Raw genomic sequence first — 13605 nt, forward strand, 5'->3', positions numbered from 1 at the left:
AAAAAAAAGAAACCTTTCCGGTTTCATTGGTTAAATGGGTTATGAGCTGTTAAATAAAAATGGCGCGCCCGCCAAGAATCGAACTTGGATCTCAGGCTTCGGAGGCCTACGTCATATCCATTGGACCACGGGCGCACATTAATTTGCTACCAATTTATGTAGCTTTCTAAATATATGACAGCAATAATGATTATAGCTCATGAAATATTTAATTGCAAGCAGTTCGTTGTGGTATTGGTTTGGATTAACCTAAAAATGATCATGATGAAGAAGAGTGGATAAAGAGTGCATTTAAGTAAATGCTATTAGAGGTTTTGGACATGCCGTATGAAATGTAATTCTGAGCGATATGTAGATTGAATTCATTTGTTTCTTCTATATATGGTATGTGTGAGCTAGTCCTAGATCATGGAAGTCTGGGATTGTGAAAATAGGCGCGTACAAACGCTGAATGCGTGTCGAAATAACACGTTGAAACACTTGCATGTCGCGTCAGTTTTAGGTAGAATAGACGTGGGACTTAAAAAGTTAACCCGGGACGTTTTAGGGCCACGAAAGAGAGCTTAGAACGAGAACTTGCGGGAGTGGAAAGCATGCGAACGATTTTAGAAGTACAAAAGCAGCTTCTGCCTGATCTCATGGATATCTTGAAAAAGAGGTATACGATTCTGCAACAGATCATGTTATCGGATGTGATCGGACGGAGAACGTTAGCTAATTCCATGCAGATGACCGAGCGGGTTCTGAGGGCTGAGACCGATCTGTTAAAGGCTCAGGGACTTATCGAAATTGACAGTGCAGGAATGAAGATCAGTGAGGCAGGGTATGATTTGCTGCAGCAGTTAGAGCCCGTAGCCAAAGAGCTGTTCGGATTATCCGAGCTGGAAGAGCGCATCAAGCAAGCCTACGGTCTGCAAAAGGTAGTTGTGGTTCCTGGTGATTCGGACGTTTCTCCATTTGCCAAAAGGGAACTGGGCAGAGCCGGAGCGAAGGCTCTCGGCAATATCATGAGTGACAACGACGTTGTCGCCGTTACTGGTGGTTCAACAACGGCCGAAGTCGCAGAACAACTAAATCCGCCAACATCGCTCAAAGGTGTCTGGTTCGTACCAGCACGCGGTGGACTTGGAGAAAGCCTTGAAATTCAGGCTAATACGATCGCATCCACAATGGCAAAACGGGTAGGGGCGCAATACAAACTCCTGCATGTACCGGATTTGCTCAGTGATCATGCCTATGAATCATTAATCCAGGACCCTAGTGTTCAGGAGATTCTGCAGCTGATCAGGCAATCACGGATTGTTATTCATGGAATTGGTGATGCCGTAGAGATGGCCAAAAGACGCAAACTTGCGACGGAGATTATAGATGAACTTCAGGAGCAAGGGGCCGTATCTGAATCTTTCGGTTATTACTTTAATGATCAGGGTAAGGTGGTACATACCATGCTTACACTGGGTATGCGACTTCAGGATATTGAACGAACCGATGTTGTGATTGGAATTGCAGGTGGCAAAAGCAAAGCTGCTGCTATACATTCCGTGTTACGATTTGGTCAGGAAGATATTCTGATTATTGATGAGGCTGCTGCCGAAGTCATCGTTGCTGAAATGGAATAAGGTTTTACTTTGCATCACAACTATTGTTGTCTTGACGGACTTCACCGTCTGTCTTGAATATATAAGTTTCATAAAAAATTAATCAAAACTTGGGAGGAACTTACTCATGATTAAAGTAGGTATTAACGGTTTTGGACGTATTGGACGCTTGGCATTCCGCCGTATTCAAAATGTAGCAGGCATCGAGGTAGTAGCAATCAACGACTTGACTGACGCTAAAATGCTCGCTCATTTGCTCAAATATGATACAACTCAAGGTCGCTTCGATGGCGATGTTGAAGTACACGATGGCTTCTTCAAAGTGAACGGCAAAGAAGTTAAAGTATTGGCTAACCGTAACCCGGAAGAACTTCCTTGGGGCGACCTGGGCGTAGATATCGTTCTGGAATGTACTGGTTTCTTCACAACTAAAGAAGCAGCTGAGAAACACTTGAAAGGTGGAGCTAAGAAAGTTGTTATCTCCGCACCAGCTACTGGCGACATGAAAACCATCGTTTACAACGTAAACCATGAAATCCTCGACGGTACTGAAACTGTAATCTCCGGTGCATCTTGCACAACAAACTGCCTGGCACCTATGGCAAAAACACTGCAAGACAAATTCGGAATCGTTCAAGGTTTGATGACTACAATTCACGCTTACACTGGCGACCAAAACACATTGGATGCTCCACACCCTAAAGGTGACTTCCGTCGTGCTCGCGCAGCAGCTGAAAACATCATCCCTAACACAACTGGTGCTGCTAAAGCAATCGGTCTGGTAATCCCAGAACTGCAAGGCATCCTTGATGGTGCAGCTCAACGTGTACCAGTAGCTACTGGTTCCCTGACTGAGCTCGTAACTGTTCTGAACAAAAAAGTAACTGCTGAAGAAGTTAACGCAGCTATGCAAGAAGCTTCCGATCCAGAAACTTTCGGATACACAGAAGACGAAATCGTATCTTCCGATATCCAAGGAATCACTTTCGGTTCCCTGTTTGATGCAACTCAAACTAAAGTTCTGACTGTTGGCGACCAACAATTGGTTAAAACTGTAGCTTGGTATGACAATGAAATGTCCTACACTGCACAATTGGTTCGCACTTTGGAGCACTTTGCAAAAATGATTAAGTAATATCTGTAATAACATAGAGCGGAAACAGATGCTATATTGTTTCCGCTCTTTATATATCTACATTTTGCAAATTTCTCAAAAACACCAGGATTGACGAGGGATTTTAGCTCTTGATTGGTCCACCAAATACATGGGTGCGGAGGAAATACAGATGAACAAAAAAAGTGTACGCGATATCGAATTGACAGGAAAACGGGCTTTTGTCCGTGTAGATTTCAATGTGCCGCTCGAAGATGGTAAAATTACAGATGACAAACGTATTCGTGCAACGCTTCCTACAATCAACTTCTTGATTGAAAAAGGCGCTAAAGTCATTTTGGCAAGCCACATGGGTCGTCCTAACGGCGAAGTGGTTGAATCTTTGCGTTTGACTCCAGCAGCTGAGCGTTTGTCTGAATTGCTTGGTAAAACAGTTGTTAAAGCTGACGGTTCTGTTGGTGACGCTGTTAAAGCTCAAATCGCTGAACTGAACAACGGAGACGTATTGTTGCTTGAAAACGTTCGTTTCCACGCAGGCGAAGAGAAAAACGATCCGGAACTGGCAAAACAATTTGCTGAACTGGCTGACGTTTTCGTTAACGATGCGTTTGGCGCGGCTCACAGAGCACACGCTTCGACTGAAGGAATCGCTCACTTGCTTCCAGCAGTGTCCGGTTTGTTGATGGAGAAAGAACTTGAAGTGTTGGGTAAAGCAATCTCCAACCCTGAGCGTCCTTTCACAGCTATCATTGGTGGATCCAAAGTTAAGGACAAAATCGATGTAATCGACAACCTGCTGAACATTGCAGACAACGTAATCATCGGTGGCGGTCTGACTTACACGTTCTTCAAAGCACAAGGACATGAGATTGGACAATCCTTGCTGGATGATTCCAAACTTGATGTTGCTCTCGGTTTTATCGAAAAAGCGAAAAAATTGGGCAAAAACTTCTACCTGCCGGTAGATATCGTAGTATCTGACGATTTCAGTGCGAAAGCAAACACACAAATCGTTGACATCGATGGTATCCCAGCAGATTGGGAAGGTATCGACATCGGTCCTAAAACACGTGAGATCTATGCTGATGTAATCAAAAACTCCAAATTGGTTGTGTGGAACGGACCAATGGGCGTATTTGAAATCGAGCCATTCTCCCACGGTACTCGTGCAGTAGCGGAAGCTTGCGCTGAGACAGAAGCTTACACTGTAATTGGTGGCGGTGACTCCGCAGCAGCAGCTGAGAAGTTCAAATTGGCTGACAAGATGAACCACATCTCTACAGGTGGCGGTGCATCGCTCGAGTTCATGGAAGGTAAAGTACTTCCAGGCGTAGTGGCATTGAACGACAAGTAAGTTTTAGTAGTCTATAGCATGAAGGAGTTGAAACCCATGAGAACACCGATTATCGCAGGTAACTGGAAAATGTTCAAAACGGTTTCCGAATCCAATGACTTCATTCAGGAAGTTAAAGGAAAAGCGGAAGTTGAAGGCGTGGAAACTGTAATCTGCGCACCGTTTACAAATCTGCCATCCCTGGTAGAAGCTGTTAAAGGCACAAACATCAAAATTGGTGCACAAAATCTTCATTTTGAAGATAACGGTGCATTCACAGGTGAAATCAGCGGCGTGATGCTGAAAGACCTGGGTGTGGATTATGTCATTATTGGTCACTCGGAGCGCCGTCAATATTTTGCGGAAACCGATGAGACTGTCAATAAAAAGTTGCATGCAGCATTCCGTCACGGATTGACTCCAATCTTCTGCCTTGGTGAGACGCTTGAAGAGCGTGAAGCGAACCAAACAAAAGACGTATGCAAAGTGCAAACAGTAGCTGCTTTTGCAGGTCTGTCTGCAGAGCAAGCGGCCCAAGTTGTTATCGCTTATGAGCCAATCTGGGCGATTGGTACAGGCAAATCCTCCACTTCCCAAGATGCGAATGAAGTTATTGCTTACATTCGTACGCTGGTGAAGGATCTGTACAACGAGACAATTGCGAATGCAGTTCGTATTCAATACGGCGGCAGTGTTAAACCAGAGAACGTAACAGAATACCTCGGACAAAGCGACATCGACGGCGCACTTGTTGGCGGTGCCAGCTTGCAGCCGGCTTCGTTCATCGCGCTTGTTGAGGGGGCGAAGTAAGATGACAGCTCCAAAACCTGTAGCACTGATCATCATGGATGGCTTTGGTCTGCGTAACACGGTGGAAGGCAATGCGGTAGCGCAAGCCAAGAAACCGAACTATGACCGTTTCATGAGCCAATTCCCACATACAACGCTCACTGCATGCGGTGAAGCTGTAGGTTTGCCAGAAGGGCAAATGGGAAATTCCGAGGTAGGTCACCTGAACATTGGTGCCGGCCGGATCGTATACCAGGATTTGACCCGTATCTCCAAATCCATTCGTGACGGCGAGTTCTACGACAATGAAACACTTGTCAAAGCCGTTCGTGAAGCGAAACAAAGCGGCAAAAAACTTCATCTCTACGGCTTGTTGTCTGATGGCGGCGTACATAGTCACATCGACCACCTGTTTGCTATGCTAGATCTGGCCAAAAAAGAAGGAATGAATGATGTATATATTCATGCTTTCATGGATGGCCGTGATGTTATGCCAGACAGTGGTAAAGACTTCATGCAGAAACTGATCGCTAAGATTGAAGAAGTCGGTGTAGGTAAAATCGCTACGGTTCAAGGTCGCTATTACGCGATGGACCGTGACAAACGTTGGGAACGGGTTGAGAAATCATACCGTGCCATCGTTTATGGAGATGGACCAAAATACACTGACCCACTCAAAGCGGTTGAAGAATCGTATGAGAAATCCGTATTTGATGAATTCGTTGAACCAACGGTTATCGTTAAAGCGGATGGTGAGCCGGTAGGTTTGGTTGAGAGCGGCGATTCCGTTATCTTCCTCAACTTCCGTCCTGACCGTGCGATCCAGTTGTCGCAAGTATTCACGAACCAGGATTTCCGCGGTTTTGATCGTGGTCCGAAGTTCCCTGTGGGCTTGCACTTTGTATGCTTGACTTTGTTCAGCGAGACGGTTGAAGGTTATGTGGCTTATTCGCCGAAGAACCTCGACAACACCCTGGGTGAAGTCCTTGTACAGAACAATAAAAAACAACTGCGTATTGCAGAAACTGAGAAATACCCGCACGTTACCTTCTTCTTCAGCGGTGGTCGTGATGTGGAGCTTCCGGGCGAAACTCGTGTACTGATCAACTCACCAAAAGTTGCAACGTATGACCTGCAACCAGAGATGAGTGCGTATGAAGTAGCTGATGCATGTGTTCGCGAGATCGAAGCAGACAAACATGACGCCATCATTCTGAACTTTGCTAACCCTGACATGGTTGGACACTCCGGCATGCTGGAGCCTACCATCAAAGCGGTTGAAGTAACAGATGAGTGCATGGGCCGTGTTGTGGATGCAGTACTTGCCAAAGGCGGCGTTGTACTGATCACGGCGGATCATGGTAACGCGGATATGGTGTTCGATGAGAAAGGACGTCCGTTCACAGCTCATACAACGAACCCGGTTCCATTCATCGTTACTGATGCAAATGTAACGCTGCGTGAAGGCGGAATCCTGGCAGATATCGCGCCAACGATCCTTGACCTGATGCAATTGCCTAAACCGGCTGAGATGACAGGTACATCCGTCATCGCTACCCGTAAATAAGTTACGCAACAACATATATGAAATTGGGAAGTTTGGAGTTTACCCCCGAACGAAGGAAGCAGAAATTGTCCGAAGAAGCAACGCGTTCGCCTTTATCACATGATTCCAACTTATGAAAATAAGTTCAAAGGAATCAGGGGATAACAGCGATCAGAGGACAATTCTGCTGACGTAGTGGAAAAGGGAAAACACAAGTGGTCCTAATTTATAATAAATTTAAATTTAAAGGAGATTATCACAAATGACTATTATTTCTGACGTGTACGCTCGCGAAGTCCTCGACTCCCGCGGTAACCCTACAGTAGAAGTTGAAGTATACCTGGAGTCCGGAGCAATCGGACGCGCAATCGTTCCATCCGGTGCCTCTACTGGTGCCCACGAAGCCGTTGAGCTTCGCGATGGTGACAAATCCCGTTACCTCGGTAAAGGCGTTCTGCAAGCTGTTAAAAACGTAAACGAAACAATCGCTCCAGAAGTTATCGGTATGGATGCATTGGATCAACTGGGTATCGACAAATTGATGATCACTTTGGATGGTACGCCAAACAAAGGTAAACTGGGCGCTAACGCAATCCTGGCTGTATCCATGGCAGTAGCTCGCGCAGCTGCTGACGCTCTGGACCTGCCATTGTACGTTTACCTGGGCGGATTCAACGCTAAAGCATTGCCAGTTCCAATGATGAACATCATCAACGGTGGTGAGCATGCTGACAACAACATCGACGTTCAAGAGTTCATGGTTCTTCCAGTTGGAGCACCAAGCTTCAAAGAAGCTCTTCGCGTAGGTGCAGAGATCTTCCACAACTTGAAATCCGTATTGAGCTCCAAAGGCTTGAACACAGCTGTAGGTGACGAAGGTGGTTTCGCACCGAACCTTGGTTCGAACGAAGAAGCAATCACTACAATCATCGAAGCAATTGAAAAAGCTGGTTACAAACCAGGCGTTGACGTATTCTTGGGTATGGACGTTGCTTCCACTGAGTTCTACAAAGATGGTAAGTACACACTTGCTGGCGAAGGTAAATCTTACACTTCCGCTGAGTATGTTGACCTTCTGGCTTCATGGGTTGAGAAATACCCAATCATCACAATCGAAGACGGTATGTCCGAAGATGACTGGGATGGTTGGAAATTGCTCACTGAGAAATTGGGAGATAAAGTACAACTCGTTGGTGATGACTTGTTCGTAACAAATACTGAGCGTCTGGGCAGAGGTATCAACGAAGGTATCGGTAACTCCATCCTGATCAAAGTTAACCAAATCGGTACATTGACTGAAACATTTGATGCAATCGAAATGGCTAAACGCGCAGGATACACAGCTGTAATCTCTCACCGTTCCGGTGAGTCCGAAGACAGCACAATCGCTGACATCGCTGTTGCAACTAACGCTGGTCAAATCAAAACGGGTGCTCCTTCCCGTACAGACCGTATCGCGAAGTACAACCAATTGCTCCGCATCGAGGATCAACTGGGTGAACTGGCTCAATACAATGGTCTTAAAGGATTCTACAACCTTAAAAAATAAGCTGGATATCCAGCTTTTACGGGCAAGCCGGGTAACCGGCTTGTCTTTTTTATTGCAACGAAGTAATGGTATAACGTAAGGATCACGCAGATGGTGAAATTTAGGGCATTGTAAAACCTGTACTACTTGTAGTACAACCATAGCTATGTTACAATTAAAGTAACTGTTTTTATGGTGAGATGTATGCCCACATGGGTAGGAGGTGGAAAGAATGGATATTGCTTTGAAATTGCTGCTCGTTGTTTTCTCGATCGGTCTAATCACTGTAGTATTACTGCAGCACGGGAAAAGCGCTGGTTTGGCGGGTGCCATCTCCGGTGGTGCGGAACATCTTTTCGGTAAAACGAAAGCGCGCGGATTGGATCTCTTCCTGCAACGTGCAACGGTGGTACTGGGTGCAGGATTTATGATTTTGTCTATTGTTGTTACGGTGGCTTCCAAGTAAGAATTGGAACTGCTGTTCAATGAATAGCTTAAGCTAATGGCTTAATTGATGAACCTTCGTTTCGTGAAGAAACGGGGGTTTTTTAATAAATTCTTACGCGTCCAAACTTTTCCAAGAATTTAATCTATAGACTCCATGATTTTAGGTCTTCTTCTCACTTCTGTTTGGTTTTCCTTCCTTAACATGCAACACACCCCTATCATGTATGGTATGTCCCTCGCTTATTCGTTACGCGAACTCACTCCCTATAATGAATGTCATGTGTACAGAAAATTTCCGGATGTAGTCCTTTTCCAGATGCGCACAGCACGTGTATCGCATAAAATGTCTGTAGAGATATGTGAAAGCGTGATATTAGAGGAGCGCCCGGCGACCGCGGTTTTTTTGCGTAGTACGGATGGGCCGGATTGAATTCGTGTATACTAGGGTATGAGATAGTATGGTTGCACTACTACACTCTGCACAACAGTGATATTGTATTGCATGAAAATGGTAAGAATTCCGATACATAAAGAGATGAGACTTGCTTACACTTTTATGTTTCCCGAGGTGAATATATTAATGATAACAGAACAACAATTGCTCGACTTCATGCGGGATACCGCTTATAAACCTATGACTTATCAGGAGTTGGAACAGCACTTCGCTATTGAAGATGCAGCTGATTTCAAAGCCTTTTTGATTATGCTTAATACGCTGGAGGAATCCGGTAAAGTTTTGCTGACCCGTAACAATCGCTATGGCATGCCAGAGCGCATGGATTTGGTACGTGGACGTTTACAGGCTCACGCCAAAGGTTTCGCTTTCCTTATCCCTGAGGATCGGGAGCACCCGGATGTGTACATTCACGCCAATGATATGAAAAGTGCGATGAATGGTGATACGGTATTGGTTAAAGTCACATCTCAAGGACCTTCAGGTGGTCGCCTGGAGGGTGAGATCGTCCGTATTGTTACCCGTGCTGTGACACAAGTCGTTGGTGTGTTCCAAAGCCATGAGGTGTACGGATTTGTCATTCCGGATGACAAAAGGATTAATCGCGATATTTTCATCCCACGTACCAATTTTGCAGGGGCGGTTAATGGACAGAAGGTCGTAGCAAAAATCGTCAGCTATCCGGAGGGTCGTGCGGCAGCCGAGGGTGAAGTGATCGAGATTCTCGGTCATAAGGATGAGCCGGGTATTGATATTTTGTCCGTCATTCGCAAGCATCAGTTGCCTGAAGCTTTCCCCGATGAAGTGGTAGAAGAGGCGGAAAAAGCACCCGACTCCATCACGGATGAAGAGATTGTACAACAGGGTCGCCGTGATCTGCGCGGACTTAACATTGTCACGATTGATGGCGAAGATGCCAAGGATCTGGATGATGCTGTAAATGTAGAGAAACTGCCTAACGGGAACTACCGTCTGGGTGTTCATATTGCCGACGTTGGCTATTATGTGCAGGAGAATTCCAAGCTTGATCAGGAAGCCTACAACCGTGGATGCAGTGTGTATCTGGTAGACCGGGTTATTCCTATGCTACCACAACGTCTGTCCAACGGAATCTGTAGTTTGAACCCGCAGGTAGACCGCTTGACACTGTCTTGTGAGATGGAGTTCAACGACCAGATGAAGGTTGTAAAACATGACATTTTCACAAGTGTAATCAAAACCAAAGAGCGGATGACGTATTCCAACGTCCGTAAAATCCTTGAAGGTGAAGAGCCGGAATTGCTCGAGCGTTATAAGGATCTGGTAGATGATTTCCATCTGATGAAAGAGATTGCCCTGAAGCTGCGTGCTATGCGTATGCGCCGCGGTGCGGTTGACTTTGATTTTGAAGAATCCAAAATCATTGTGGACGCAGAATGCAAACCGGTAGATATCGTGAAACGGGAGCGTTCGATCGCAGAGCAAATCATCGAGGAGTTCATGTTGGCAGCGAACGAAACAGTGGCAGAGCATTTCCACTGGTTGAAGGTTCCGTTCATTTATCGTGTGCACGAAGATCCGGATCAGGAAAAACTGCAAAATTTCCTCGCCTTTGCGGCGAATTTTGGACACCAGGTCAAAGGACGTGGCAATGCGATCCATCCACGGGCGCTTCAATCGTTGCTTGAGGATATCAAAGAAACGAAAGAACAAACCGTGATTAGTACGATGATGCTCCGTTCCATGAAACAGGCGAAGTATGATTCTGAAATGTCAGGTCACTTTGGCCTCGCGGCAGAATTCTATAGTCACTTTACGTCTCCAATTCGTCGTTATCCCGATCTCGTCATTCACCGGGTGATTCGCGAAGTCATTGAAAATAATGGTGCTTTGCCGGAGAAACGTCAGGAGTATTTGGCAGCACGTATGTCCGATATTGCGCAGCAGTCTTCGGAACGTGAACGTGTGGCGGTAGAAGCTGAGCGGGATACGGAGAAAATGAAAAAAGCCGAGTACATGCTCGACAAAGTAGGCGAAGAGTTCGAAGGCATGATCAGCAGTGTGACCAGCTTTGGTATGTTCATTGAGTTGGAAAACACGGTTGAAGGCTTGATTCGCCTGAGCGCACTCACGGACGATTATTACCATTTTGACGATCAGCATATGGCTCTGATTGGTGAACGTACCTCGAAAGTCTTCCGCATCGGTGATGAAGTGAAGATCCGTGTGGCACGTGTAAGCATGGAAGAGTATACGATTGATTTTGAAATGGTGGATATGAAACCTCGCGGTGAACGTCCTGGCGGCTTTGGTGGCGGACGCGGTGGTAAAGGTGGACGTCCAACTAGCGGCGGCGGACGCGGCGGTGCCAAGGGTGGACCGGGTGGTTTCAGCGGTTCACGTGGCGGCAAAGGCAGTTCGACAGGTGCTGGAGCCAGCCGTGGTGGCAGATCAACGGAAGAAAGCAGCAAAGGTGGACGTGGCGGTCGCGGTGGAGCAGCGAGTGCAGGCGCGGGCGCGGGCGCAGCTGGTGGCTACGCAGGTAAAGGCGGCGGCAAACCAAAAGGTGAGCGTCGTGCTGGTGATGCTGGAGGATCAACTGGCCGGGGCAAAGGTGCGGTGAGCTTTGGTTTTGGCTCAGGTAAAGGCGGATATAGCTCTACATCGGGTGGATCGGATAGTAGTTCAACCGATGGACAAGGAAGTGGCCTGAACAGCGGCAGCGGTCGCGGTGAAGGAAGCTTTAAGTCCGGCAAGGGCGGCAGTAAAGGTGGCAAAGGCGGAAGTGGACGCAAAAACACTTCGCCGAGCGGCGTATTTATCGGAGAGAATGCAACTCCTGGTGGCGCTCAGGAAGGCGGAGCACCACGACGCAAGCGGAAGAAGAGCAAAGGTGCAGCTGGTAACGGCACGGCAGCTTTTGTACGGAAAAAGAAAAAATAAAGCTAACGTAACTTGAAGAAATGGATTACAATTCGTTCCTCCAGGTTAAGTGTTGGAGAAAATAGTCACTTCAGCCGGTGTGTTGTTTCGCACAGTCTGAAAGTGGTGTAATGAGGAGGGGCGGCAGAGGTCGCCTCTTTCTTGATTTTAACAGCCGTACTTGCTACAATTAAGGTCTGGCACGTGGTACCTTGGTGCAACATTGGGTGCGCTGCTATAGAGCATGGTACCGGCTTATTTTACGGAGAAGGAGTGAGGACATGGGCAAGAATGATGGACAGAGTAAAGTGCTTGCACAGAATAAAAAGGCTTCCCATGACTACTTCATTGAAGATACGTATGAAGCGGGCATGGTGCTTACCGGAACGGAGATCAAATCTCTTCGTAACGGCCGTGCGAATATTGGTGATGCATTTGCCACGATTCGAAACGGTGAGATTCATATTCACAATATGCATATTAGTCCTTTTGAACAAGGGAACCGAAATAATCCGCTCGATCCAACACGTACGCGCAAGTTGTTGATGCATAAAGTGCAGATCCATAAGTTGCTTGGGCTGTCGAAACAGGATGGGTACAGCATTGTGCCGCTGAAGATCTATATCCGCAACGGTTACGCAAAGCTTTTGCTTGGACTGGGTAAAGGTAAGAAGCAGTTTGATAAGCGTGAGACTGCAGCCAAGCGGGATGCACAACGTGATATCCAACGGGTACTGCGCGAGAAGCAGAAGGTTGCGCGTTAAGTGGAGCGCTGGGCGTGAAAGCTGCATCTTAGGTGTAAGTTAGTTGTCATGATGCAGCTAGGAAGAGTGTTGTACGAGTTAAGGAGTCTCAAGGTTTGTCCTGTAATGGGCAAGATTGAGGCTTTTTTATTTGTGTTTGGGGAAGGTGATTTGATGTGAATAGCTGAAGTATGCAGTTGGCTGATTTTTGTTGTGTGTGATTAAGTACATTGCTAGGAGCATGGAGCTAAGTGTGGTGATGAATCTAAATTATCACATGTTGCGTAGTTTGTCAGGGTAGTGGGTAAAATACTTAGGTGCAGTTGTTCGTGATCCGATCTGGGAAACTTTACTTCCGATTAGTGACGCGGTATAATATGTAGACGATTGAGCCTGTTGTATTGTATAACCTTGTACACATGCTCAGCCTGCTGGAATGTCTTCCAGCAATCTGTACTATTTCGGTGATGTGTCCTGTGTTATGATTACTCATGTAGCAGACAGGAATGCCGAGTTTGAAAGAAACATCTTTTTACCTTGGAGGAAAAAGATGTGCAGCACCTTTGCTCCGTATTCACGGATTAATCCTGGAGCCCTTCTTCATTGAGGGGGCGTTTATGGATTCGACGGGGATAGTTCGAGCATGGGTAGCGGGTAGTGGGGACGCGTCCGCTTTATCAACGCTAAAGCCTATTAAACGGCAAACAACAAACAAACTACGCTTTCGCAGCCTAAGAAACTGTGTGCGTGCTTCTACCCTGCATCGCCCATGTGACAGGGATAGGGGCTAACTAGTAGTGGGATACGCTGTCACATCTCCGCCTGGGGTGTGCTGAAGAAGACAATCAGGCTGACCCAACGTATAGCCGGTTACGGGGCGATACTCGGGTGACATCAAAACTGTGACTACACCCGTAGAAGCTTATGTGCCGTTATCTTCGGACAGGGGTTCGACTCCCCTCGCCTCCATTAGTAGTATCAGTGACAGCCACCATTTGGTGGCTGTTTTGCGTATCTTTGTTATAAAGGTCGAAAATTTTAGGTCCTAAGAGTCTCTTTCTTCTCCTTTCCCAATATAGATGTTATTATACTTATGATGGTATTTGAGCATAGTGTTCGTCTCACCCTTAACTTATTGGTGAGACAGCGTAA

At 46.5% G+C, this 13605-nt stretch carries 9 protein-coding genes, 1 tRNA gene and 1 other RNA gene; 10 read left to right on the forward strand and 1 reads right to left on the reverse strand.

The window, feature by feature from the left end; translation table 11 throughout:
- Positions 1-60: 60 nt before the first annotated feature.
- Positions 61-135 (reverse strand) — tRNA-Arg (locus tag MHI48_RS00905).
- A gap of 458 nt (positions 136-593) precedes the next feature.
- Here MHI48_RS00905 and MHI48_RS00910 point away from each other — a divergent pair.
- The 10 genes from MHI48_RS00910 to ssrA all read left to right on the forward strand — a co-directional run bounded on the left by MHI48_RS00910 (position 594) and on the right by ssrA (position 13425).
- Complete coding sequence (locus tag MHI48_RS00910; RefSeq protein ID WP_036616216.1) at positions 594-1619, forward strand: sugar-binding transcriptional regulator; 1026 nt, start codon at positions 594-596, stop codon at positions 1617-1619.
- Between the two features lie 106 nt (positions 1620-1725).
- Positions 1726-2733, forward strand: a complete 1008-nt coding sequence (gene gap, locus MHI48_RS00915) for a type I glyceraldehyde-3-phosphate dehydrogenase (protein ID WP_017691243.1) — start codon at positions 1726-1728, stop codon at positions 2731-2733.
- A gap of 151 nt (positions 2734-2884) precedes the next feature.
- Positions 2885-4066 (forward strand): phosphoglycerate kinase, encoded by a 1182-nt coding sequence (locus MHI48_RS00920; protein ID WP_036616219.1) that lies wholly within the window; start codon positions 2885-2887, stop codon positions 4064-4066.
- 36 nt (positions 4067-4102) lie between these two features.
- The gene (tpiA, locus tag MHI48_RS00925; protein ID WP_076329607.1) at positions 4103-4855 is read left to right on the forward strand and encodes a triose-phosphate isomerase; all 753 of its coding nucleotides are present in this window, start codon (positions 4103-4105) and stop codon (positions 4853-4855) included.
- 1 nt (position 4856) lies between these two features.
- A complete protein-coding gene (gpmI, locus tag MHI48_RS00930) occupies positions 4857-6401 on the forward strand; it encodes a 2,3-bisphosphoglycerate-independent phosphoglycerate mutase (RefSeq protein ID WP_036616224.1) in 1545 nt (514 codons plus the stop codon).
- Positions 6402-6642: 241 nt separating this feature from the next.
- The gene (eno, locus tag MHI48_RS00935) at positions 6643-7929 is read left to right on the forward strand and encodes a phosphopyruvate hydratase (protein WP_036616228.1); all 1287 of its coding nucleotides are present in this window, start codon (positions 6643-6645) and stop codon (positions 7927-7929) included.
- A gap of 211 nt (positions 7930-8140) precedes the next feature.
- A complete protein-coding gene (gene secG, locus MHI48_RS00940; RefSeq protein ID WP_017691238.1) occupies positions 8141-8374 on the forward strand; it encodes a preprotein translocase subunit SecG in 234 nt (77 codons plus the stop codon).
- Between the two features lie 561 nt (positions 8375-8935).
- A complete protein-coding gene (gene rnr, locus MHI48_RS00945; RefSeq protein WP_405142750.1) occupies positions 8936-11731 on the forward strand; it encodes a ribonuclease R in 2796 nt (931 codons plus the stop codon).
- Between the two features lie 260 nt (positions 11732-11991).
- Positions 11992-12474: an SsrA-binding protein SmpB gene (gene smpB / locus MHI48_RS00950; protein WP_076254288.1), complete on the forward strand. Its 483-nt coding sequence runs from the start codon at positions 11992-11994 to the stop codon at positions 12472-12474.
- Between the two features lie 586 nt (positions 12475-13060).
- Positions 13061-13425, forward strand: a transfer-messenger RNA (tmRNA) gene (gene ssrA, locus MHI48_RS00955).
- Positions 13426-13605: the final 180 nt, after the last annotated feature.

This window comes from Paenibacillus sp. FSL H7-0942, from assembly GCF_045040715.1.
Lineage (GTDB): Bacteria > Bacillota > Bacilli > Paenibacillales > Paenibacillaceae > Paenibacillus > Paenibacillus amylolyticus.

What these genes read in the sequence shown, in the direction of transcription:
- MHI48_RS00910 (WP_036616216.1), top strand. Translation starts at nt 594, where the DNA reads ATGCGAACGATTTTAGAAGTACAAAAGCAGCTTCTGCCTGATCTCATG.
- gap (WP_017691243.1), top strand. Translation starts at nt 1,726, where the DNA reads ATGATTAAAGTAGGTATTAACGGTTTTGGACGTATTGGACGCTTGGCA.
- MHI48_RS00920 (WP_036616219.1), top strand. Translation starts at nt 2,885, where the DNA reads ATGAACAAAAAAAGTGTACGCGATATCGAATTGACAGGAAAACGGGCT.
- tpiA (WP_076329607.1), top strand. Translation starts at nt 4,103, where the DNA reads ATGAGAACACCGATTATCGCAGGTAACTGGAAAATGTTCAAAACGGTT.
- gpmI (WP_036616224.1), top strand. Translation starts at nt 4,857, where the DNA reads ATGACAGCTCCAAAACCTGTAGCACTGATCATCATGGATGGCTTTGGT.
- eno (WP_036616228.1), top strand. Translation starts at nt 6,643, where the DNA reads ATGACTATTATTTCTGACGTGTACGCTCGCGAAGTCCTCGACTCCCGC.
- secG (WP_017691238.1), top strand. Translation starts at nt 8,141, where the DNA reads ATGGATATTGCTTTGAAATTGCTGCTCGTTGTTTTCTCGATCGGTCTA.
- rnr (WP_405142750.1), top strand. Translation starts at nt 8,936, where the DNA reads ATGATAACAGAACAACAATTGCTCGACTTCATGCGGGATACCGCTTAT.
- smpB (WP_076254288.1), top strand. Translation starts at nt 11,992, where the DNA reads ATGGGCAAGAATGATGGACAGAGTAAAGTGCTTGCACAGAATAAAAAG.